At 53.8% G+C, this 21,519-nt stretch carries 23 protein-coding genes and 1 riboswitch; of the genes, 6 read left to right on the forward strand and 17 right to left on the reverse strand.

Features of this window, described 5'->3' with window-relative positions; genetic code table 11:
* Positions 1-198 precede the first annotated feature (198 nt).
* From VF724_RS07455 to VF724_RS07470, 4 genes are read right to left on the reverse strand one after another with little or no spacing between them, the layout of a single operon-like run.
* The gene (locus VF724_RS07455) at positions 199-984 is read right to left on the reverse strand and encodes an enoyl-CoA hydratase-related protein (protein WP_371753605.1); all 786 of its coding nucleotides are present in this window, start codon (positions 982-984) and stop codon (positions 199-201) included.
* A 33-nt stretch (positions 985-1,017) separates the two neighbouring features.
* The gene (locus VF724_RS07460) at positions 1,018-1,410 is read right to left on the reverse strand and encodes a PaaI family thioesterase (protein WP_371753606.1); all 393 of its coding nucleotides are present in this window, start codon (positions 1,408-1,410) and stop codon (positions 1,018-1,020) included.
* A gap of 38 nt (positions 1,411-1,448) precedes the next feature.
* Positions 1,449-1,898, reverse strand: coding sequence for a hydroxyphenylacetyl-CoA thioesterase PaaI (gene paaI, locus VF724_RS07465; RefSeq protein ID WP_371753607.1), 450 nt, complete (start codon positions 1,896-1,898; stop codon positions 1,449-1,451).
* Between the two features lie 12 nt (positions 1,899-1,910).
* Positions 1,911-2,210 carry an EthD family reductase gene (locus tag VF724_RS07470; RefSeq protein ID WP_371753608.1) on the reverse strand — a complete coding sequence of 100 codons (300 nt, stop codon included), beginning with the start codon at positions 2,208-2,210 and terminating at the stop codon, positions 1,911-1,913.
* A 128-nt stretch (positions 2,211-2,338) separates the two neighbouring features.
* On the opposite strand from VF724_RS07470, the gene VF724_RS07475 reads away from it, so the two are divergent.
* A complete protein-coding gene (locus VF724_RS07475; protein ID WP_371753609.1) occupies positions 2,339-3,601 on the forward strand; it encodes an MFS transporter in 1,263 nt (420 codons plus the stop codon).
* Between the two features lie 18 nt (positions 3,602-3,619).
* Here the strand turns inward: VF724_RS07475 and VF724_RS07480 are convergent, their stop codons facing one another.
* The 5 genes from VF724_RS07480 to VF724_RS07500 form a co-directional block, all read right to left on the reverse strand.
* Positions 3,620-4,402 carry a TPM domain-containing protein gene (locus VF724_RS07480; protein ID WP_371753610.1) on the reverse strand — a complete coding sequence of 261 codons (783 nt, stop codon included), beginning with the start codon at positions 4,400-4,402 and terminating at the stop codon, positions 3,620-3,622.
* Complete coding sequence (locus tag VF724_RS07485) at positions 4,403-4,966, reverse strand: LemA family protein (protein ID WP_371753611.1); 564 nt, start codon at positions 4,964-4,966, stop codon at positions 4,403-4,405.
* 222 nt (positions 4,967-5,188) lie between these two features.
* A complete protein-coding gene (locus tag VF724_RS07490; protein ID WP_371753612.1) occupies positions 5,189-5,788 on the reverse strand; it encodes a class I SAM-dependent methyltransferase in 600 nt (199 codons plus the stop codon).
* The gene (locus tag VF724_RS07495; RefSeq protein WP_371753613.1) at positions 5,778-6,506 is read right to left on the reverse strand and encodes a LytR/AlgR family response regulator transcription factor; all 729 of its coding nucleotides are present in this window, start codon (positions 6,504-6,506) and stop codon (positions 5,778-5,780) included. Before VF724_RS07495 ends, VF724_RS07490 begins: the two co-directional genes overlap by 11 nt.
* Positions 6,499-8,259, reverse strand: a complete 1,761-nt coding sequence (locus tag VF724_RS07500) for a LytS/YhcK type 5TM receptor domain-containing protein (RefSeq protein WP_371753614.1) — start codon at positions 8,257-8,259, stop codon at positions 6,499-6,501. Before VF724_RS07500 ends, VF724_RS07495 begins: the two co-directional genes overlap by 8 nt.
* 472 nt (positions 8,260-8,731) lie before the next feature.
* Between VF724_RS07500 and VF724_RS07505 the strand changes: the two genes are divergently transcribed.
* Complete coding sequence (locus VF724_RS07505) at positions 8,732-9,559, forward strand: polysaccharide deacetylase family protein (protein WP_371753615.1); 828 nt, start codon at positions 8,732-8,734, stop codon at positions 9,557-9,559.
* A 72-nt stretch (positions 9,560-9,631) separates the two neighbouring features.
* On the opposite strand, the gene VF724_RS07510 is transcribed toward VF724_RS07505, so the two are convergent.
* Positions 9,632-10,234 (reverse strand): 3D domain-containing protein, encoded by a 603-nt coding sequence (locus VF724_RS07510; protein ID WP_371753616.1) that lies wholly within the window; start codon positions 10,232-10,234, stop codon positions 9,632-9,634.
* 4 nt (positions 10,235-10,238) lie between these two features.
* Positions 10,239-10,408: riboswitch (cyclic di-AMP (ydaO/yuaA leader) on the reverse strand.
* A gap of 63 nt (positions 10,409-10,471) precedes the next feature.
* Positions 10,472-11,908: an FMN-binding glutamate synthase family protein gene (locus VF724_RS07515; RefSeq protein ID WP_371753617.1), complete on the reverse strand. Its 1,437-nt coding sequence runs from the start codon at positions 11,906-11,908 to the stop codon at positions 10,472-10,474.
* 132 nt (positions 11,909-12,040) lie between these two features.
* On the opposite strand from VF724_RS07515, the gene VF724_RS07520 reads away from it, so the two are divergent.
* From VF724_RS07520 to VF724_RS07535, 4 genes are read left to right on the forward strand one after another with little or no spacing between them, the layout of a single operon-like run.
* Positions 12,041-13,336: a type III polyketide synthase gene (locus tag VF724_RS07520; protein WP_371753618.1), complete on the forward strand. Its 1,296-nt coding sequence runs from the start codon at positions 12,041-12,043 to the stop codon at positions 13,334-13,336.
* 23 nt (positions 13,337-13,359) lie between these two features.
* On the forward strand, positions 13,360-13,911 hold the full coding sequence (locus tag VF724_RS07525) for an isoprenylcysteine carboxyl methyltransferase family protein (RefSeq protein WP_371753619.1): 552 nt from the start codon (positions 13,360-13,362) through the stop codon (positions 13,909-13,911).
* Entirely contained in the window at positions 13,898-15,526 is a 1,629-nt protein-coding gene (locus VF724_RS07530) for an acyl-CoA mutase large subunit family protein (RefSeq protein WP_371753620.1), read from the forward strand. The genes VF724_RS07525 and VF724_RS07530 overlap by 14 nt, the downstream gene beginning before the upstream one ends.
* Before the next feature lie 47 nt (positions 15,527-15,573).
* Positions 15,574-15,996, forward strand: coding sequence for a cobalamin B12-binding domain-containing protein (locus tag VF724_RS07535; protein WP_371753621.1), 423 nt, complete (start codon positions 15,574-15,576; stop codon positions 15,994-15,996).
* Between the two features lie 3 nt (positions 15,997-15,999).
* Here the strand turns inward: VF724_RS07535 and VF724_RS07540 are convergent, their stop codons facing one another.
* From VF724_RS07540 to VF724_RS07565, 6 genes are all read right to left on the reverse strand, one after another.
* Positions 16,000-16,689: a LutC/YkgG family protein gene (locus VF724_RS07540; RefSeq protein WP_371753622.1), complete on the reverse strand. Its 690-nt coding sequence runs from the start codon at positions 16,687-16,689 to the stop codon at positions 16,000-16,002.
* 3 nt (positions 16,690-16,692) lie between these two features.
* Positions 16,693-18,189: a LutB/LldF family L-lactate oxidation iron-sulfur protein gene (locus VF724_RS07545; protein ID WP_371753623.1), complete on the reverse strand. Its 1,497-nt coding sequence runs from the start codon at positions 18,187-18,189 to the stop codon at positions 16,693-16,695.
* The gene (locus VF724_RS07550) at positions 18,186-18,920 is read right to left on the reverse strand and encodes a (Fe-S)-binding protein (protein ID WP_371753624.1); all 735 of its coding nucleotides are present in this window, start codon (positions 18,918-18,920) and stop codon (positions 18,186-18,188) included. Before VF724_RS07550 ends, VF724_RS07545 begins: the two co-directional genes overlap by 4 nt.
* 109 nt (positions 18,921-19,029) lie before the next feature.
* Positions 19,030-19,746 carry a FadR/GntR family transcriptional regulator gene (locus VF724_RS07555; protein WP_371753625.1) on the reverse strand — a complete coding sequence of 239 codons (717 nt, stop codon included), beginning with the start codon at positions 19,744-19,746 and terminating at the stop codon, positions 19,030-19,032.
* 92 nt (positions 19,747-19,838) lie between these two features.
* Positions 19,839-20,834: a sugar kinase gene (locus VF724_RS07560; RefSeq protein ID WP_371753626.1), complete on the reverse strand. Its 996-nt coding sequence runs from the start codon at positions 20,832-20,834 to the stop codon at positions 19,839-19,841.
* Positions 20,831-21,475: a bifunctional 4-hydroxy-2-oxoglutarate aldolase/2-dehydro-3-deoxy-phosphogluconate aldolase gene (locus VF724_RS07565; protein ID WP_371753627.1), complete on the reverse strand. Its 645-nt coding sequence runs from the start codon at positions 21,473-21,475 to the stop codon at positions 20,831-20,833. The genes VF724_RS07560 and VF724_RS07565 overlap by 4 nt, the downstream gene beginning before the upstream one ends.
* Positions 21,476-21,519: the final 44 nt, after the last annotated feature.

Consider the following 21,519-nt stretch of genomic DNA (forward strand, 5'->3'; position numbering starts at 1 on the left):
TGTTGCCACAAGGGACAATTCAAGACAACTTGAATTTCAACAGCGGTGGAGTGCCATCCCTTTCCCGGAAAAACCAATCATTTGAATAAAAACCATTATGTCGGTCAGACTCTTAGTGCCATCCCTTATTCGGAATAACGATTACATGGAATAAATATTCAAGATCGTGGCTTTCTCGGACAGATTCCTAGTACCCTTTTATTCCCCGCGGAAGACAGGCATTCTTTTTTCGCGGAACGCTTCAAGCGCTTCCAACCGGTCTTTCGTCGGGATAATGACTTCATAGGCTTTGCTTTCAATATCGAGCCCCGTCTGCAAATCCGCTCCGGCGCCTTTGTCGATCGCGTATTTCGCCTGATAAACGGCCAAGGGGGCGTTCCCCAAAATTTCTTCGGCAAGCGAACGGCACTTGGCGAGCAGCTGTTCCGCATCCTCCGCCATCCCGTTCAGGATGCCCAGCTCCAAAGCTTCCGCAGCGCCGATTTTGCGAGCGGTCAAAATCAATTCCTTTGCCCGGGAAGGGCCGATCAATCGGGGCAGCCGCTGCGTCCCGCCCGCTCCGGGTATGATACCCAAGCTCACCTCGGTCAAGCCCATTTTGGCCTCCCGCACGGCGAATCTGAAATCGCAGGCAAGAGCCAATTCAAACCCGCCTCCGAACGCATACCCGTTGATCGCGGCGATTGTCGGCTGTGTAAGCCTTTCCAATTGCGAAAAAACGTCCCGGATTTTGTTCACGTTGCGCCGAACCTGCTGCTCGTTCAGCGTGCGCCGCTCCTTCAAATCAGCGCCTGCGCAGAATGCCCTTCCCTGCGCGGCCACGATGACCGCGCGGATCTCCTTCGGATTCTGCTGAATCTCCTCAATGATCGTCCCCAGTCGGGCCAATGCCGGATAATTCAAGCTGTTCAGCTCCTCCGGCCGATTCAGTCGAATGATTGCCAGATGGCCGTCCCTTTCCAGCAGCACCGGCTCCTGCTCCATATTTGCATACTTCCCTTCATTGCTTAATCTCGTTTAAGAACGCTTCGGACTGACCCTGGCGTAGGTCCCGAGCGCCACGGCTACCAGCGTGCCGTCATCTGAGGTGACTCTTGCTTCCAGGACGATGATTCTGCCGCCCCTTTTCAACACCTTCGATTCCGCCATGAGCACACTTCCCTTGGCGGGGGCCAGATAATTGATCTTCGATTCGACCGTGACGCTCTGCTGCACCCCGTCGGCATGCGGCGCGGCTGCGTGTCCCATGACGACATCGGCCAACGTGCTCGTCACTCCGCCGTGAACGACGCCTTCCATGCTGTTGTAAAATTCCGGCCGGATTTTCAGCCGCGCGGTACAGCCGTCCTCGTCCACACGCAGAAACTCAATGCCGAGATATTTATTGAAGCGATTATTCTCTTGAAACATATGACTCTCTTCACCCCAAAATGAATATCTATTTTTATCTATGGTTCGCTTACAGGTACGAAATAATCGTTTTTTCGATAGGCCAAGCCGCTGAAGATCGAAACCAATTCTCCGTCGCTTTCCACCTCGATACGGTACCACGCCGTACGGTTGTTCCTTTTCTCCTCTGCGGCGGTTGCTTTCAAGCGGGCTCCTTTGGTGCTTGCCGCCAAAAAATCCACATTCATCGAAAGCGCGACAGACGTTTTTCCGTAAGAATTGCAGGCAACGGCAAAAACAAAATCGGCCAGCGCAAAAATAACCGCTCCGTGAGTGGTGCCGTGAGCGTTCAGCATGTGATCTTGCACCTCAAGCTCGGCTATCGCCGTTCCGGGTCCCAATTCCTTCAATTCAATGCCCAGAAAACGCGCATAAGGATCCTGCCGCAGTTTTTCGTAGATTTGCTCATAATATTTAGTATGGAGTTCCTGCTCATTTGGGTATATCATGAATGTAACCCCTTACAAAACCTCGGCGAAATGCATCGAGACCAGCTTCCCGGCAAAACCCATCAAATCCTTGCCAGCGGCACGGCCTTCGGGTGATGACAGCGCCTCTGCAAGCGCTTCCTTGGTTTCGAACAGCATCTCGGCGATCAAATGCAGGTGGCTTTCGCCTCCAGGCGCCCCGTAGATTTGATTGACCTCCAAACTGACAAGTCCCGGCATCTTCGCGGCCAAGGGCGCGTGCACTTCATGATAATGGCGGTCAAACGCTTCCATATCCTCGGGCTTCTTGTAAATCGCAATCAGTTTTACCATCAAACTTCCTCCTCAAAATAAAAGTTTTGTTTACTATATGACGTATTTATTATATAACGTTATTATAACGTATAAAGTATTATTGGTATAGTTATTTTTCAAATTCCAAACAGAGGTGGCGACAGGATTTGAACTCCGGATTTTTCCGTTCGTCGGGTTTCTTTCTCTTTCTCAGTGTCATCAACTTGTTGGCCGGCCTCGGCTTCGGCCGCTTCTCCATGAATGCCATCCTGCCCTTTATGAAGGAGGGACTTTCCCTGAGCTACAGTCAAACGGGAATGGTCGCCTCCTCCATTTTCTTCGGCTATCTGGTCAGCGCGCTGCTGGCCGGGCACTTGGTGATCCGTTCTTCCCCGCGAACCGTTATTATTACTTCCTTGATTCTGCTGATCGTCGGAATATCGGGAAGCGCCGCATCCTTCAATTTTGCCTCCGTCCTTTTGTCCAGCATCTTGATCGGACTGGGTTCGGGGGGAGTCAATGTGCCCAATATCGGGCTTGTCGGCAGATGGTTCTCAGCGGACCGCAGAGGTGCGGCGCTCGGCGTGACCAACTCCGGCTCCAGCTTCGGCATGATCTTCAGCGGCTTTGCGATACCGTGGATCATCACCTTGCATCCCGAAGCGGGATGGCGGTACAGCTGGCTGCTCCTGGCATCCATCACGGCCGCGATCGCCGTCTTCAATCTTTTGTGGCTGAGAAATGCGCCGGACGATCCCCCACAAGCCGGGAATACACAAAACAAGCAGCGTCCGCCGATCGGAAGAGAAGGAATGCATTTAATCGAAGGGAATATTTATCTGGACAAAACGGTCTGGATCATCGGGGTGATTTATTTTACCTGGGGCTTCAGTTATTTGATATTTTCCACTTTCTTTATGGACTTTCTGATGCACGATGCGGGCTTCAATAAGGAGACCGCCGGCTACTATTTGGCAGCCGCCGGTTTCGGCAGCATTATCAGCGGCTTTATCTGGGGGTTTGTGTCCGACCGCTTGGGGAGAATCCAGGCCTTATTCTTGATCTATATCATTCAGACAGCTTTGCTGCTGGGATTTACGTTTTCCCGCAGCAGCGGTTTATTATTGGGCGAAACGCTGCTGTATGCGATCACGCTCTGGGCGGTGCCGACGATCATGGTTGCTGCCGTCAACGATTTGGTTCAGCCGTTGAAAGTTCCAGTCGCCGTCGGCTTCATCACCTTGTTTTTCGGCGCGGGGCAATTTTTCTCCCCTTCCGTTACGGGCTACCTGATCGATCGGGCCGGATCGTACGAGTATGCCTTCCTATTGTCGGCAGGCACCTGTTTTACCGGCGCCTTGGGCTTGGCGGGACTGCTCCTGAGCATGAAAAAGCCCGGCTTGCGCGCCGGGACCTCTGCAGATCTTTAGTTTGCATGTAACATCCGTCTACCGGCTTGCGCCTCCGCCGCCGGAGGAGCCTCCGCCGCCGCGGCCGCCTCCCCATCCGCCGCCTCCGCCGCCGCGGCGCAGCATGGAAAGCAGGCCCCAAGTCAGCATTCCACCAAAAAAGCGGAAGTCGAGAAAAATCAGAAAGGCGATTCCGATGGCGATCAGCAGCTTCATATAGCCCGGCATGCCGGCGAACAGGTTCTGTTGATCGCTGTACTGCGTCCGCGGAATCCCCTGCCGCTCCATCTCCGCCGGATTGATGTTATACTCCTTGGCCACCTCGCCGATAATCGCCGCCTGCGCGGCGTAAAAGGCCTGATCCACCGCTCCGGACTTCATATTGGGCAGAAAATAACGGTCCAATATTTCCCCGGCCTTGCCGTCGGGTATCGCTCCCTCCAAGCCGTAGCCGACTTCAATCCTTACGCGGTTTTCATCCTTGGCATAGAGCAGCAGCACACCGTCATTGCGCTGCTTGTCGCCCAAACCGAGCTGGCGGAATTTGTCCACGGCGATTTCCTCGATCGTCCGCCCCTCCAACGAAGGCAGCGTCACCACCCCGACCTGAGCCGTGCCCGTCTTTTCCTTCAGCCATATCGCATTGTTGTACAACGCTTGCTTGGTCTGCGTTTGCAGCAGCTTCGCATCGTCTTGAACATATACACCGAAGGGAGATTCTGCATAGACCGTCACCATCCCGCTGAACAGCATAATCAGCAGCAGGAGAAGCGCAGCTGCGGCGGGATGGCGCGCCCGCTGGAATTCATAGATCCGTTTCATCTAGAATTTCACTTCCGGCGCTTTTTCACTGCCCGGTGCGGCCTTGAAAAACTCCTTGGGCCCGAAACCGAACATCGAAGCGTATAGAGAGCCCGGAAATTGGCGGATTTTCACATTGTATTGCTCCACCGCGTCGTTGTAATCCTTGCGGGCGACGGCAATCCGGTTTTCCGTGCCGGCCAGTTCGTCCATCAATCTGGAGAACTGCGTATCCGCTTTTAACGTCGGATAATTTTCTACGACCACCAGCAGCCTGGACAGCGCGGAGGATAATTCCGCATCGGCTGCGGCCTTCTCCGCCGGTGTTTGCGCGCCCACCAATTTGCTGCGCGCATCGGCAATCGCCTGCAGCACTTCCTTTTCATGGGCAGCATAGCCCTTGACCGTATTGACCAGATTCGGTATCAGATCGGCCCGGCGCTGCAGGTTGTTGTCAATTTGCGAAAACTTGCCGGCCACGGACGTTTCGGCGCTGACCAGACTGTTGTATGTACTGATTCCGGAAAAAACAGCCAGGAGGACCACCGCTCCGATGATCACCCATATCCATGTCGATCTCTTCATTTTGCCACTCCTCTCATATATACAGGATTCCGTCTCCTTGATCATAACAAGATGGAGCCCGCTTGACAAATCTGCATTTGCAAATGAATCTGGTCTTTTAGAGCGTGTTCAAAAAAATTGGGTCGCCGCGAAAAAGGGGTGTGCCTCCGTTCGCTGTTGAAATTGTAAAATCAGGATTGGATTTAGCGGTTTTCGCTCCTCCGACACACCCCTTTTTCTCCGCTATCCTTTTTGTTGGATATCGGCTGGTTCCAAGTCCTCATGAAGGTCAAAACCCAACTTCTTTAACTCTATTGCGAGAATCGACGGGTCAAAGGTCGTCAGCATTGACTCATCCATTCTTTGTAATTCCTTGCGAATCTCATCCAGGTTTACATCGACCTCGGTATGGTAATCAAAAATGACCGAGCTGCCCTTCGGAGCAATTTGAGTAATGGAACGCAGTGTTTCAAGCACATCTTTGAGCGACAAATACATTGTGACACCCAACCAACTGAACAGGCTCCTTACCTTTGGATCATAAGGCGACTCCAGAAGTGTTTCAAGCGCAGCCAGTTGCCCGCGCTTAAATTGTTGTGTACTCTGAAGGTCAACCTCAAACACCTTAACCTCTTCCAACATCTCTTTGCGCCGAAATGCAAAGGTATCCAGTTCCGCCCCGAGGATCACATATTGTTCGACCCCTTGTCTAATTTCCGCTTCAAGTGCATCTTCCGTGTACCGTGAGCGGCTAACGTTGCAAAATGGGAGCCAAGCTGGATTGATTGCCTGACTGTATTGGGTGGCCGGATGCTGCTCAGCTGTTATGGCCTCACAATTCAAGCCGGCTTCTCAGCTCCTTCACATAATTCCGGCTGACCGACAATTGTTCTTTGCGGCCGTGAAGCTCGATATTATAGGCGCCGTTGAACCAGGGAATCAACTTTTTGACATAAGCGAGATTAACCAAATAGCTTTTATGAATCCGGAAAAAAGGGTAGCCCTTCAGCCGCTGCTCAAGCTCCTTCAACGGTGAATTGCTTTGAAACACCTGATCCTTCGTCACGATGTTCGTCTGCCCCTCTTCCCGGCTGATATAGATGATCTCGTTCGGGGGCAAATAGACAATTTCCTTTTTTCCCTCCACCGCCAGCTTGCCGGAGGTCGCGCCTGCCTCCGCTTCGTGATCGGACAGGCGCTGTTCAATCCTCATAACGGTTTCTTTCAGCTGCTCTTCATCAAACGGCTTCAGCAAATAGTCAACAGCTTCGAACCGGAAAGCTTCCGCCGCAAAATTCGGATATGCCGTAGCAAACACAATCAGCGGTACTTTTTTCATTTTTTTGGCTAAATGAACCAATTCCATGCCGTTCATTTTGGGCATTTCAATGTCGACGAAGATGACATCCGGAGCAAGTTCGATCATCCGGGCCAGCCCGTTCTCTCCGGAATCCGCTTCCCCCGTGACAAGGATCGATTCATGCTGCTCAAGCAGATGCCTCAATTCCTCACGGCTGTATCGTTCATCATCGATAATCAAAGCCTCGATCTGTTTACCCATTTTCCGCCTCCCTTTTGGACCGGGTCAACACGAAACCGACCGCCGTTCCTTTATTGACCGCACTCGTAATCTGAAGCGCAGATTGAGTGCCCGCCTGCATGATCAAGCGCCGGTTGACGTTATACAAAGCCATGCCAAGCCCCTGCTCGGAAGGCAGCAGTTTTTTGCCAAGCAGCTTGCTGCGTTCTTCGGCAATGCCGCTGCCGTTGTCCTCGATTGTGACATGGACCTGATCGCCCTCGAGAATTGCCGAAATTCGGATCCTGCAATTTTTGTCCATTCCCCGCAATCCGTGACGAATGGCATTTTCCACGATTGGCTGCAGCGTCAGCGGGGGGATCGGATAACCGAAGGCTTGCTCGTCGATTTCGTAGCAAACCTTCAGCTTGTCCACAAATCGGGCTTCTTCGATTTCCAAATACGATTTGACCTGCTCCAATTCCGCGCCAAGCGTCGTCCATGCGGACTCGGAGCCGTTGATATTCTGGCGGATGAAGCGGCCCAGGGAATTGACCAGCTTTCGAGCTTTGCCCGGATCGATCCGGATCAGAGAGCCGATCGTATTCAGCGCATTAAACAAGAAATGCGGACTCATTTGCGATTGCAGCGCTTTGATTTCCATTTCCTTCGCCAGGCTGTGCAGCCTTTCGGCTTCGGCAATTTCCAGCTGTTGGCTCAACAGCGACGACAGCCCTCTCATCAATTCGATCATGACATGGGAAATTTCTTTTTTGCTGCGAAAATAAAACTTCAGCGTGCCGATCGTTTCATCCCTTCTTTTCAGCGGAGCGATGATGACCGCTTTCAGAGGACATCCGGCCTCCCTGCACAAAATCTCCTCTTCTCCGGCAATGAAGAGCGCCCCTGTTTTGAGCACCCGGCGCGTAGCCTCGGTCTGGATAGGAACGCCTGAATGATGATGGTCGCCGGCCGCTCCGACATGCGCCAGAATGTTCTGCTGATCGGTAATGGCCACGGCACGCGCGTTTACTTCCCTATATAATATTTCGCAGGTCGCTTGCGCCGATTCGAAACTCAAGCCCTTTCGCAGATGCTGAATCGTCAACTCGGCCAAGCGCAGCGATTTCTTTGAAGCCAACGCGCCGGTCTTTTCTTCCTCGTCCATGACCGTCCGGATAATCAGAATGAACAATCCCGATCCGATCCCGTTGGCCACAATCATCGGAACGCCGATCGCTTGCACAAGCAAAAAGGCTTGGTCGAAAGGCCGGGACAAGAGCAAAATGATGATCATTTGTACGGTTTCTCCGAGCATCGCCGTAAAAATTGCCGTCGACACCCGCATTCTGCGGTCGTCGTCCTTGATCCTGCGGTGCACCAAGCCGGCGATCAAGCCGGAAATGACGGCCGACAGCGCACAAGACAACGCCGTAAATCCGCCCAGCAAGTAACGATGAAATCCGGCAATCAAGCCGGCGCCCATGCCGAGCCGGACACCCCCCAATAAACCGGCGATGATGATCCCGATCACCCTGGAGTTGGCTATCGCCTCACTTTCAGCAAGAACCCCGGAAACCGTCGAAAACTCCGGGGACTCCGTACTGACGGTAAAGCCAGTGTATGTTCCGATAATACCGAACAAGCCGAACATGATCATCACACTGAGGCGCTGCGTACGCGTGATGTCCAAACGATTAATCATTCTCCTGAAATACGGGAAGCGCGTCATCACAAAGGCGACGGTAACGATCACGCCGACTCTTTCCAGCAAGAAAATAAGCAGATTGAACAAGCATCTCACCTCTGGGATTGCAATAAGGCCAAGCAAAGGCCAGGAGTCTGTCCACGGATTGATTTTCGTGAATTTTTATTCAAATGGAGTATGAAGGAATAAGGGAATGAGCACGGAAAGTTTAAGCTTATGCTCACGAAGCAGTTTTCTGCGAAAACTTGTACGCCTTTAAAACCGGGAATTAACCGCAAAAATCTATTCATATTCCTGGTTTTAACAGCGGTGCAGTGCCATCCTTTCGGAATAACGATTACATTGAATAAATATTCACGATCTTGCTTTCGTCGGACAGACTCCTAGTACTCATGTCGAGTCAACGGTTATCATTTTATCAATGTTGCGACTAAAAAAACAGTGTTCCCCATTTAGACTATCCAAGCAGCAAAGTTTCATTGAAACTTATGTTTTGTAATGTGGTAAAAAGAGAAGAATCCGTCCATGCTAAAAGCAAAGAAAAAAACGGAGGAAAAAAATGCGCAACAAGATCCCGGCTGTGATCATCTTCTGCATGGTTTTTGCAACGATTTTCCCCAATGCTTGCGGACCCGCGTTCGCAGCCAAGCAGCGATATATATACGGGATCGGCGGGGTTGTAAAGCCGTCAGTCGATGACAAGCGGCCTGTAAACACGGCAGAAAGGTCCGGAACGCTGGCCGAGCTTGCCAAAGATTACCCGGAATATTTCAAGGTCAAAGGATCGGACAGCCTGAAGCAAGTCGCTTTAACCTTTGATGATGGTCCGGATGATCAATATACCGCAAAAATTCTCGACATTCTCAAGAAATATGATGTCAGGGCCACGTTCTTTGTCGTGGGTTGGCGGGCCAAAGCAAGGCCGGATTTGGTCAGGCGCATGGTGAAGGAGAAGCACGTCGTCGGAAACCATACTTACAGCCATAGGGAGCTTTCGTGGGGATCGCTGTATCAGTTTCAGCAGCAGGTGCTGAGTACCCAGTCCGCCATCAAGCCGTCGGCCGGATATGCTCCGAAGCTGCTGCGCACGCCCTACGGAGCAATCAACGAGAAGCAATTGAAATGGGCCGGGGCCGCCGGCTTCGTGGTCATCTTCTGGAATGTGGATTCGTTGGATTGGAAGCAGCTGAGCCCCGCGCAAGTGTCCGGCAACATCCTGAGGGCGGTCCAGCCCGGATCCATTATTCTGGAACATGCCGGCGGGGGGGGTGGCCAGAACCTGTCGGGCACGGTCAATTCGCTGCCGCACATCATTGTCACCCTGCGCAGCCGGGGATACCGCTTCGTCACCGTCCCGGAATTGCTGCACATCCCTAAACAAAAATAGGCCAGGGACGGAAAAAGCCGGGCAACCCGTCTGAGTTGTCCGGCTTCGCTGATCGATAGCCCGGTTTCCGGCTTATTTGAGGATCGTTAATGTGAGGTTCTGGATGCCGAAGCCGCGCGCATTCGTTTGGCCGGGGATGAAAATATCGATGCGGTTACCTTTGATCGCGCTGCCCGCATCCTTCGCATAAGCGACCATTCCGCCTGACGGCAGGATGTCATGATCGTATCCCGTTATATAGACTTTCGAGCCTAATGGGATCACGGAAGGATCCACCGCGATGGTACCCAATTTCAGCGGATTGCCGAAGTAGTCCACGGCCCCCCATGGTCCGTTTTCTTCCGGGGATGCCGAATAGGCCGTAGCCGTGACATAGATGGTTCGCGCGTTGGATAGCTTGGCTGTGGCGCCTTGAGGATTTTGCCGGCCTGCCGGAATATTTCTGCCGGGAATGTTCAGGGTCAGCCCTTTGTAAATATTGTAGGGATCGACTTGTGGATTGGCCTGCATCAATTCACGCAGCGGAATATTGTACCTTACCGACAATTTCCAGAACGTATCGTCATCCGTTGCCTGGTAGGATGCGGCATGAACAGGTGCTGCCGCGCCAAACAGAAACAAACCGAGCGATAGAGACAAAGCAGAGACTTTTATTTTTTTCCAATTCAAATTCATGCTGCCCTCCTTATTCTTTCAGCCTGCGAGGTTAGTTGACGGGTTCGGGTAAAGGAGACACCCTGCACTTGCGAAAGTGGTTCACCCCTGGGATCAGTTCAGATCCCTGAAAAAATTCCCCCGCACTTCAGACAATGAATTCCATTGAAGCTAAAGTTTCGGCTTTTAAGAGTTTAGCATGAAAAGGACCTGCGGGACAGGTCCAATTAATGGTAAGCTCTTATTTCTTGAAATTCGTCAATGAATTTGCCGCTCGGTTTGCCGCTCCGGATGAACCCCATCATCCGGCAGATCAGTCGTGGGGAAATTCAGCAGCCCGTCGAAATATCCGCTCTGATCTTCGGGCGACACAAATCCAAGCTCGACCCCGATTGCTCTTGATATGAACGGATCCAATGAACACAAGTCGGAAGCCGTTAAATCGCTCAAGCTCGTTTTGCCCAGCGAATAACAGACCAGCTCCATTTCCTGGACGGAAGCGCTCAAGTAATTGTACAGATTGGATGCGCTCCGCTCCACATCCAGCTGATCGGTCATTTTGGCATTGTAAACCGCGAGACTTGTCGGCGGCTCAAACGGCATGGAACGGGCCGCTTGATCGCCCACGAGCGCCATGACGGCGGCCGTGCCGATATAAACGGCGTCTGCGCCTAACGCCAGCGCCTTCATCCAGTCGCCAGGAGTCACCAGGCCCCCCGTCGCGATCAGGCTTACATCCTTATCCGCCTTCTTCCGGGCCAGAAATTTGGCTGCTCTGGAAACGGCAAACATCGTCGGAAGCCCGAGATCATCCTCCAAAGACGGGGCTGCACCGTGTGTGCCGCCTTCTGCGCCGTCCACGGTGATGAAATCCACGCCTGCCTCCAATGCGATCTGAAGCTCTTTCTCAAGGTGGTGAGTGGCGGCGATTTTGAGACCGACGGGAACCCTCGTCTCCTCCTTCAAACGTCCGACAAGCTCCACAAACTGCTCCTTGGTGTCCACTCCGGGCAAACGGGAGTGGATGACCGCATCCTCCCCTTCGGGAATGCCGAACACCTCGCGGAATTCCGCGCCGATGTTATTCGCCTCCGTCCTTTGCGGCGACGAACCCTGCGCACCTTGTCCAAGCTGAATTTCCACCGCGTCCAGACGGGAGTATTGATCCGGACGGTTCAACCAGCCTCCGCGGTTGTACTGCCCGATCAGCAATGAGGCCGCCTCCCGCTCCTCCTCCATCAATCCCGCTTCTCCCGTATTGGTGGCCGTGCCGATTCGCGATGCGGCTTGGGCCAATGCGATTTTTGCGTTTTTGCTGAGCGCGCCCCCATAAGACATGGCTGCAATCATCACGGGAATGGAAATCGTCAGCGGTTTTTTTGCATTCCTCCCGATGGTAACAGACGTGGATATACGTGTATCATCCGGCGTAGGGAAACGGAACAGATGAACGGGATTGAAAAGCAGCTTTTCCCACGGGGAAAACCGCAGGTGACTGCCCAAAGGTCTGGAAGGGGGTTTCCCTTGCTGAGTGCGCATGACAATTTCCATCAAAGAGATCGTGCCGACTTTCTTGGCGACCGGAATGATTTCAAACAAATTTTCCGTATACTGGTCCCTCGCCATCCGCTCGATCGCTTTATCCACGGTTTCGTTAGCGACGCTTCTAATCAGATTACTGATCCATTTAAACATAGTTTCCACCTTTTCCCGACGAATTTAAGACGAATGTTGCGCGGATTACAGATTATTCTGCATAATTTGAGAATAAATATACAAAATAAAGTGAACGAGTATTCACACATCGAAAAATCCGAGGTGAGCGGTTTGCCCCATATTGCATCCGTCGGAACGGCGGTTCCGAAGCATGTCATGTCCCAAAAAGAAATTCGCGCCGTCGTTTATGATATGTTCAAAGACATTTTTCCCGGCATCGATCGGCTGATTTCCATATTTGATCACGGCAATATTGAAAAACGCCATTTTTGTGTGGCTGCAGAGTGGTTTCAACAAACGCATACGCCGGACGAAAAGCATCGGCTGTATGTCGAACATGCCGCCGAGCTTGCCGAGCAAGCAATTCGTGCCTGTCTTGAACAGACGGACATCGGATTCGCGGATGTGGACCATATCATTTTCGTCTCCACGACAGGAACGGCAACCCCGAGCATTGACGCGCTTCTGTTCAACCGGATGGGGTTCAATCCGCATATCAAGCGTACGCCGATTTGGGGATTGGGCTGTGCCGGCGGCGCAGCAAGTCTTTCAAGAGCCGCCGATTATGTAAAAGCCTTTCCGTCGCACCGCTGTCTGGTCGTCAGCGTCGAGCTGTGTTCACTGACGTTCCTGAATGACGACCTGTCCAAAAGCAATTTCGTAGCGACCTCCCTGTTTGCCGATGGGGCTGCGGCTGCGCTTGTCCTTGGAGAGACGGAAGAGACTGCCGCTTTCAACAGGAACCGCGTTTTTTCCCGCGGATCGGTGCGGGGACCGCGAATTTTGCAAACGCAGAGCACGATTTGGCCAGATACGCTGGATGTGATGGGATGGGAAGTGACAGGTCGGGGACTGAAGGTCATTTTTTCACGGGACATCCCGTCGATCATTCAAAAAGAAATGTACGGCAATGTCGAAGCTTTATTGAAAAAAAGCGGCTTGGCGCTGCCGAATGTGGAGTCCTACATCCTGCATCCGGGGGGCATGAAGGTGCTTCAGGCTTATCGGGAATCGCTTCATCTGCCGGCGGAAGCCCTCCATCCTTCGGAAACCGTGCTGCGTCAATACGGCAATATGTCGTCGGCCACCGTTTTTTTCGTGCTGCAGGAAGCATGGCGTCTGAAGAACTCCGGGGCGCCAGCTCCCATCGCGAGCCGGCGGAATCTCACATTCGCAGAGCGGCTCGATTATGCGCTCGTTGAAAGCTTCTCCGGAGCTGATATGCCCTATTCCGCCCATTCTGCGCCCAAAGGCTTCTCAGCGGGCTGGCCGCCGGTTCACTCTACGTTCGCAAGCGCCTCAGACGGATTTCGTTCCGGCCCTGCGGACCCTCAAATCCAATACGGCATTATCGGAGCGTTGGGTCCGGGCTTCAGCTCGGAAATGCTCTTGTTCGAGTGGGTATGACACTGAGAATGGAGTGATTCAGCATGCTCGGTTTTTTCTTCATGATTACCGGCATTGTCGTTCTGCAAAGAGCCGTTGAACTGCTGATTGCCAAACGCAACGGTGAACGGATCAAGGCTCAAGGCGGCTATGAAACCGGTGCGGATCATTACAAATATTTTGTCGGACTTCATTCGCTGTTCTTCCTCGGCATGACGGCCGAAGTCCTGTGGCGGAACGCCCTGGGCCGGACCCTGGCTGATTGGTGGCTTCTCCCCTTCGGATTGTTCGTTTGCGCTCAGGCGTTAAGAGTTTGGTGCATGTCCGCCCTCGGCGCTTTTTGGAACACGCGGATCTTTGTGGTTCCCGGAATGGAGCCGGTGCGCAAAGGACCCTACCGGTATTTTCGCCACCCGAATTATCTCGTAGTAACCATCGAGCTTGCCATGCTGCCGCTCGTTTTTCAAGCCTATTTTACCGCTTCCGTCGTCACCGTATTGAATGCCCTGCTGCTCAAAAAACGCATATCCGTAGAGGAGCAGGCGCTGGTGGAAGCTGTCAAACCCACCATGGGGGTGCATCATGAAACCGATTGATGAGCGAAAGCCCGCTTTTTTCACCCCTTCCGCCATTTCCGTCAAGCGCCTGTATCTTGCAGAGGATGTAAAGCCGGACAAGGATGCGGTTCGTATCGGATTGCCCGGGCAATTTCCTTATACCCGCGGAATCCATCCTTCCATGTACCGTTCCCGGTTATGGACCGTACGCCAGTATGCCGGATTCGGAACGGCGGAAGAAACAAACCGCCGGCTCCGGTTTCTGCTGGAGCAGGGGCAGACCGGATTGTCGCTGGCCTTTGATTTGCCCACCCAAATCGGTTACGATCCCGATCAACCCCTGGCTTGCGGGGAGGTGGGAAAGGTGGGGGTATCGATCGCATCGCTGAAGGATATGGAGATTCTGCTGCAGGACATACCGCTTGATCGGGTAAGCACATCGATGACGATCAACTCGCCTGCCGCCGTTCTGCTCGCCATGTACGCGACCGCTGCGGAAAAACGGGGAATCGATCCCGGCAAGCTTTCCGGCACTTTGCAGAACGATATTCTGAAAGAATTCACCGTTCGCGGAACCTATATATTCCCTCCGGCACCCTCCATGAGGCTGACCGTCGATGTGCTGGAATACTGCAGCCGGTTCCTGCCTCAATGGAACCCGATCAGCATCAGCGGCTACCATATGCGGGAGGCGGGGGCCACAGCCGTTCAGGAGCTGGCCTTCACTTTCAGCAACGCCATCGCTTATCTGGAAGCCGCCGCAGCAAAAGGGCTAAAGATCGACCGGATCGCGCCCCGCATCTCCTTTTTCTTTAACGCGCAGCTCCATCTGTTCGAGGAAATCGCCAAATTCCGCGCGGCCCGACGTCTTTGGTCCCGCATCATGAAAGATCGCTTCGGCGCGCGGAATCCGAAATCGATGCAGCTGCGGTTCCACGCGCAGACGGGCGGTTCCGCCCTCACGGCGCGGCAGCCGGACAACAACATTGTCCGGGTGACGCTTCAGGCGTTGGCCGCCGTTTTGGGCGGAACCCAAAGCCTGCACACGAATGCCCGGGATGAAGCGCTCGGTCTACCCACCGAAGCGTCCGCAGCCATCGCATTACGGACTCAGCAAATCCTCGCGTTCGAAAGCGGAATTGCCGATACGGTCGATCCGCTGGCCGGCTCCTACTATATCGAGTCGCTGACGGATGAAATCGAACAACGCGCAGCCGAATACATCGACACAATCGATCAAATTGGAGGAGCCCTGCGCGCTGTCGAAACGGGGTACATTCAGCGGGAAATCCACCATGCCGCCTACGAAACCCAAACGGCCATTGAGCGTGGAGAGCAAACGATAGTCGGGATCAATCGGTATCAGACCGATGAGCAAGTGAAGCCCGGACGGTTTTTCGTCCACCCCCAGCTTGGCCAATGGCGGAAGCAGGAGCTTGCCCGCTTGCGCAGCGAACGAAACGGCAGGCAAGTGGAGGCCGCTTTGGCCGCATTGAAAAAAGCCGCAATGGGAGATGCTAACCTCATGCCGGCTTTGATCGATGCGGTCAAGGCCTATGCCACACTGGGCGAAATTTGCAGGGTGCTCCGCGAAGTTTTCGGAGAATACGAGGAAACAGGCACTCTTGAAGAGTTTACATTGAATTGTTTTTAGACATTCCATGCCATATCAAATTTTTGAGATAGCGAGGAGGAAATACAATGAAACAACCGATCCGCATACTGATCGCCAAACCGGGGCTAGACGGCCACACGCGGGGAGCGCTCGTGATCGCCCGGGGACTCATGGAGGCAGGCATGCATGTCCTTTATTCCGGCCTCCGGAAAACGCCCGAGCAGATTGTCGAGATGGCCGTTCGCAATCGGGTCGACTTGGTCGGACTGTCGTCTTTGTCAGGCGCGCATATGTCCTGGTTTCCCGAGGTGATGCGGCTGCTGCGGCAGAAGCGGCCGGACATGCCTGTCATCTGCGGCGGCATCATCCCCGAAGAGGATATTCCGAAATTGCGGGAAATGGGGATCTCCGCCATATTCCCTCCGGGAACGGAGATCCGGACCGTCGTGTCCTTCATTCGCGAGAATATCGGAAAGGACGCCCCTTCCCAAATCCGCATATCGGGTTAAGCTTCACCCGATTATCAGCAAATAGACGATTCCCGGGCCGTGAACGCCGATTGTCAGATCATTCTCAATATCGGCCGAACGGCTCGGGCCGGATATGAAGTGAATGCCGGCAGGCATGCTCTCGCCCGGCATCGCGCTGATTTGTTCCATGACTTCTCCAAGACGGGTGCGAATGACCTCCGCAGGTACGATCATCATCACTGCGGCAGGCAGGAGACTTACCGATCTCCCCTTTGTTTCGCTGGAGGCCACCACAACCGAACCCGTATAGGCAACCGCATAATCCGCCACAATAATTCCGATATCCGCTTCCGCCGCTTTCCGCTTCAGCTGCTCCAGCTTCAAAGGATTCCAAACGGTCATCTCCGTCCCGTCCGGCAGAAGAGCCTCCAAGGCAAGTTCATTCAGCATTTCGTGATCATAGCGGACGAAATAGCGGGCTTTCATGCTTCGCGACACTTCTGCGATAAATGCTCGCGCAGATGTTAAATCTGCAAACCGGCGGGCTTCCCCGCCCGATTTTCGCCAATTTTCCATCAGCAGGGCAATGCGTTCCTCCAACGGAAGATCGAAGGACTTCCAATAATCCGGGGCCCCCTTGAACGGGTGGGCAGGCGGTGCGGACGGAAAGGGCCGTCCCAGGCGCTGTGAAATATTGTTTATAAACTGCTGCTGTTTGGAAAAATCAATCATGGGTCACTCTCCTTTCCGGTTGGCCGATCGGATTTCTTTCATGCGCGCCTCGACACGGGAATCCATCGCCTTCAGCTCCAGCCGGATTTCATGCTCCAGGGTCCCCCAGGAGTCGCGGAACGATTGCTCCGGCAGGGCGGGGGCGAAACGATAGCTGTTCCATCCCTTCAGCGGCCCGATCTTCTCCTTGATCATACCGTCTCGGACCAGCAGCTTTTGTCCGAGCTTTCCGAACCGCAGCGCGGCGCGAAGACGCTTGTGATCGGACATGACATATTGAAAGCCTTTCATTCCGAGCTTCTCTCCGGCTGCCGTCGATCCGTGCAGGACTTTCCGATGCCGCAAATAGACCAGCATATCATGCAGCGGAATTTTCACCGGGCACGCTTCATGGCATGCTCCGCATAAGCTGGATGCGTTGGCGATATCATCCCATTCGGCCACGTTCTTGTTGAGGGCCGGAGTAAGCACGGCTCCGATCGGACCGCTGTATACGCTGCCGTAGGAATGCCCGCCGATTTGCCGGTATACCGGACACGCATTGAGGCACGCTCCGCAGCGAATACAGTTGAGCAGCTCCTGAAATTCCGGATCTCCCAACTGGCCGGAGCGGCCGTTGTCGATGATGATGATGTGCATTTCCTCGGGACCGTCGCCGTCCTTTTCCCTTCTGGGTCCGGTAATCGGCGACATATAGACGGTCAGCTTTTGGCCCGTTGCCGAACGCGGCAGCAAAGTCGCCATCACTTCCAGATCGGGGAACGAAGGGATGATCCGTTCCATTCCCATCAGCGTAATCTGCGTACGCGGAACGGTGCTGACCATCCGGGCGTTTCCTTCATTTTCAAACAGCACAATCGATCCGGATTCGGCAATCGCGAAATTGCAGCCGGTCATCCCGATGTCGGCTTCCAGAAACTTCTGCCGCAATTTTCTCCGGGCAAATCCCGCCAGCACCGCCGTATCCGGCGGAAGCTCCTCGCCGGCCTCCTTGGACAAGAGCTCGGCAATCTGCTTCTTGTTTTTGTGAATGGCCGGAATGATGATGTGCGAAGGGGTTTCCGATGCCAGCTGAATAATATATTCGCCCAAATCGGTTTCAACCGCCTCGACACCGATCCCCTCCAGCGCACGGTTGATATGGACTTCCTCGGAGACCATCGATTTGGATTTGACGACCGATTTGGCCGCTTTGCGCGCCGCGATGTCCAGCGTGATTTCCGCCGCCTCCCCGGCGTTGGCGGCAAAATGAACATGCGCCCCCCGGGCGCGGGCGTTCTCGGCAAATTGGGTCAGATAATAATCCAAATGAGCGATCGTATGAAGTCGGATTTGCCGCCCTCTCTCCCGCCATACCTCCCAGTTCCCATGTTCCTCGGAGGCCGCTTTTTTGCCGCTTTTCAGCTTTTCAGTAGTATATTTCACCGCATTACGCAAAAACTCGTTATTCAGCGCAGCCTTCGCCCGATCTTTAACAGTACCGTCCTGTGGTTGACTCATCGTTTCGATTTCACCCCTTCATACAGCAGCTCCGCCAAATGCATCACCTTAACGGGCTTTCCGCGAAAACGCAGGTTGCCGGAAATGTTCATCAGGCAGCCCATATCCAGGCCGACCAGCACTTCCGCCTCCGTCTCCAGCACATGCTCGACTTTTTCCGAAACCATCGCCCCGGAGATATCAGACATCTTTACGGCGAACGTTCCGCCAAAGCCGCAGCAGTCCTCGGCAAAGGGGAGCGGCACCAATTCCAGACCCTTGACATGATTCAAGAGCTTCAACGGTTCCTCCTTGACCCCGAGCAGACGGCTGCCGTGGCAGGATGGATGATAGGTGATCTTGTGCGGATACTCTGCCCCCAAATCCTCTACGCCCAGAACGCCGACAAGAAATTGCGAGAATTCATAAATTTTGCCAGCCAGCCGTTCCGCCATATCCCGGTATTCCGGCTCGTCCTCGAATAATTTTTCATAGTAATGATGAATCATGCCGGTGCATGATCCCGAAGGAGCCACGACAAAATCGCTGTCGTCAAATGACTTCAGCAATACCCGCGCCGAAGCCTTCGCTTCATCCCAGTAGCCGCTGTTGAAAGCGGGCTGGCCGCAGCAGGTCTGGGCCTCCGGAAAATGAAGCTGAACTCCGTAACGCGCAAGCAGCCGGCTCATCGCTTCTCCCACCCGGGGATAAACCCCGTCGCAAAGGCAGGTAATAAACAAAGAGACTTTCATCCGATTCCCTACTTTCTGAAATAATCGCCGTCTATTTATCAGGTTATCAGATATGTTAAAAAATGCAAAGAGATTTCTATCTTGAAAATTCACTTCCGCCAAAATCAATTCATTGTGAATTCTTCAAGGACGCTTTCAGCACCGATTCCACATGATCCAGATGCTCCCGCATCCGATGTCTCGCCTGTTCTTCATCGCGAACGCGCACCGCCTCAAAAATGGCCAAATGCTGTTGATGCAACGTCTCGGCTTCCGACAGGTCGGCATACATCATGGTTCTTCTGGCGCCGCGGATCGAATCCTGCATCTGTTCCGAAATCGAATTCAGCAGCCTGACCATAATCGAGTTGTGTGTGGCTCCGGCCAGCGTCTGGTGAAATCGAAGATCGGTGTGTTCGCCCACTTCTTCATCCCCCAAATGACTGCCCATCCGATCCAGGATTTCCGCAAACTGCCGCAGGTCTTCGTCCGTCCGTTTGACCGCGGCCATGGCCGCATTGGCAACTTCCAGAGATTTGCGGGCCTCCAAAAGCTCCAGAATCGTTTCCTTGCTCATCAGCAGTGAAAAGACGGGAATATCCACATCCTTCGGTTCAATCCTGCGGACATAACACCCTTCCCCTTGGCGGATCTCAATCAGACCCATCGCTTTTAAGGCGCTTAACGCCTCCCGCGTAGTCGAACGTCCCACTGCAAACCTTTCGGACAACTCTTTGGTAGAAGGCAGTTTTTCTCCCGGACTCAAGCTGCCGGACATAATCTCCTGCTTAATGTGCTCGGTGATCTCCTCATAAATTTTTCGGGCTGAGATTTTCGGAATATCCATCTTTGCCATCACGTCCTTGTATCGTTTATCTAGGAGTCTTCCGTCGGACAGACTCCTAGCTAGGTGATTTGCCGCATTAGGCATGCAGCGGCTCACCTTGTAATTCCCTGTTTGCCGGATTGGATCCGTTCTATTTCCGAAAGTGTGGGCAGCCCTTCCCAATCGCCTTTGTATTGGGTGGCCAGCGCGCCCATGATATTGGCCCTGAGCAATGCCTCGGGCAGTGTCTTTGACAGTCCGGAAGGCTCCAACGGCTGCTCCCGGTCCAGCAAAACCGACAAAAATCCAGTGGCAAAAGCATCCCCCGCCCCAACGGTATCGACAATTTTGGATACCTTGTACGGTTCCGCACGGCAGCGCAGGCCTTCCGCAAACCCGACCGAGCCCCGCTCTCCCAGCTTCAGGGCAATCACCCCGGGGCCCATATTCAAAAAATGGTCTCCGTATTGCTCCTCTGTCTTGGGTCCCAGCAAAAATTCCGCCTCCTCCAAACCGGGAAGAAACACATCGCACAAGGGAATCAGCGAAAGCAGTACGCTCCGGGCCGTTTCTTCCTTCCACAGCTTGCGCCGAAGGTTCGGATCAAAGGAAACGGTCAGTCCCCGCTCCCGGGCCGTCTTCATCGCCGTCCGCACCGCATCCGCCGTCTGCTCCCCTAATGCTGGCGTGATACCGGTAACATGCAGATGCCTGGCTCCGTCAAACCATTCCGGCTGAATATCCCGGGGAGCGAGTCTGCTGGCCGCCGAACCGCGGCGGTAGTAAAAAACGTTCGGATCGCCGTAGCCCTTAAATTCCTTGAAGTAGATTGCAGTGGGTGCTTCGGGGTCCTTCAGCACGCAAGAGGTGTCGACGCCCTCTCCGGCCAGCGTCGACTCGATCATCTCCCCGAACGGATCGATGCCGAGCCTGCTGATCCAGCGCACTTTCTTTCCCAACCGCGTCAGTCCGAGCGCGACGTTCGATTCCGCGCCGGCAATCGAGCGGGTGAACAGGGGACTGTATTTCAGCGGGCCTTCGGTCATCGGCTGCAGGAGCACCATGCTCTCCCCGATTGTGACCACATCTATCGTTTTCTCCCCGGTCATGCCCTTTTCCCCCCCTGGGCTGCCTCCACAAAGCTCCGGGCAAGCTCGGTCAGTTCGGCAAATCTTCGTTCCGCAATCAGTTTTTTGTTTACCAGATTGCTCCCCAAACCGACCCCAAGAATCCCGGTATTGAGAAAATCTCCGATATTCTGCAAGTTGACTCCGCCGGTAGCAATCATCGGAATATGATCCAGCGGAGCTCTGATTTCCTTCAGATAATTGATGCCCAGCGATCCCATCGGGAACACCTTGACGGCTTGCGCCCCGGCCTCAAAAGCCCTGACGATTTCCGTCGGAGTCATCGTCCCCGGCCAAACGTCAACCCCCTTGCGAAGCGCGTATTCAATAACCCGCTCATCCAAATTCGGGGAAATGATATACTCCGCACCGGCTTGAACGGCTTTCTTGGCCATCTTCAAATTCAGCACCGTCCCAGCCCCGACGCGCATCCGGGAACCGTAATTTTCCCGGAATCGGCTGATCATCCGCAACGCACCTTCCGTATTCATCGTAACCTCGAGCAGACGTATGCCTCCATCAGCCAGCGCTTCGGCTGTGGCATCCCCCGCGTCAGCTTCGATCCCGCGGATGATCGCGACGATTTTTTCTTCGGACAGCACCTTCAGCAAGTTTGCGCTCATTTTACTTCTTCCCTTCCTGTGTATTCTTCCTTGAGCTTTTCCAC

It is taken from the genome of Ferviditalea candida (genome assembly GCF_035282765.1).
In the GTDB taxonomy this organism is placed as follows: domain Bacteria; phylum Bacillota; class Bacilli; order Paenibacillales; family KCTC-25726; genus Ferviditalea; species Ferviditalea candida.

Coding starts and splice junctions, on each gene's coding strand:
- VF724_RS07455 (WP_371753605.1), bottom strand. CDS start 984: ATGGAGCAGGAGCCGGTGCTGCTGGAAAGGGACGGCCATCTGGCAATC.
- VF724_RS07460 (WP_371753606.1), bottom strand. CDS start 1,410: ATGTTTCAAGAGAATAATCGCTTCAATAAATATCTCGGCATTGAGTTT.
- paaI (WP_371753607.1), bottom strand. CDS start 1,898: ATGATATACCCAAATGAGCAGGAACTCCATACTAAATATTATGAGCAA.
- VF724_RS07470 (WP_371753608.1), bottom strand. CDS start 2,210: ATGGTAAAACTGATTGCGATTTACAAGAAGCCCGAGGATATGGAAGCG.
- VF724_RS07480 (WP_371753610.1), bottom strand. CDS start 4,402: ATGAAACGGATCTATGAATTCCAGCGGGCGCGCCATCCCGCCGCAGCT.
- VF724_RS07485 (WP_371753611.1), bottom strand. CDS start 4,966: ATGAAGAGATCGACATGGATATGGGTGATCATCGGAGCGGTGGTCCTC.
- VF724_RS07495 (WP_371753613.1), bottom strand. CDS start 6,506: ATGGGTAAACAGATCGAGGCTTTGATTATCGATGATGAACGATACAGC.
- VF724_RS07505 (WP_371753615.1), top strand. CDS start 8,732: ATGCGCAACAAGATCCCGGCTGTGATCATCTTCTGCATGGTTTTTGCA.
- VF724_RS07510 (WP_371753616.1), bottom strand. CDS start 10,234: ATGAATTTGAATTGGAAAAAAATAAAAGTCTCTGCTTTGTCTCTATCG.
- VF724_RS07515 (WP_371753617.1), bottom strand. CDS start 11,908: ATGTTTAAATGGATCAGTAATCTGATTAGAAGCGTCGCTAACGAAACC.
- VF724_RS07525 (WP_371753619.1), top strand. CDS start 13,360: ATGCTCGGTTTTTTCTTCATGATTACCGGCATTGTCGTTCTGCAAAGA.
- VF724_RS07530 (WP_371753620.1), top strand. CDS start 13,898: ATGAAACCGATTGATGAGCGAAAGCCCGCTTTTTTCACCCCTTCCGCC.
- VF724_RS07535 (WP_371753621.1), top strand. CDS start 15,574: ATGAAACAACCGATCCGCATACTGATCGCCAAACCGGGGCTAGACGGC.
- VF724_RS07540 (WP_371753622.1), bottom strand. CDS start 16,689: ATGATTGATTTTTCCAAACAGCAGCAGTTTATAAACAATATTTCACAG.
- VF724_RS07545 (WP_371753623.1), bottom strand. CDS start 18,189: ATGAGTCAACCACAGGACGGTACTGTTAAAGATCGGGCGAAGGCTGCG.
- VF724_RS07550 (WP_371753624.1), bottom strand. CDS start 18,920: ATGAAAGTCTCTTTGTTTATTACCTGCCTTTGCGACGGGGTTTATCCC.
- VF724_RS07555 (WP_371753625.1), bottom strand. CDS start 19,746: ATGGATATTCCGAAAATCTCAGCCCGAAAAATTTATGAGGAGATCACC.
- VF724_RS07560 (WP_371753626.1), bottom strand. CDS start 20,834: ATGACCGGGGAGAAAACGATAGATGTGGTCACAATCGGGGAGAGCATG.
- VF724_RS07565 (WP_371753627.1), bottom strand. CDS start 21,475: ATGAGCGCAAACTTGCTGAAGGTGCTGTCCGAAGAAAAAATCGTCGCG.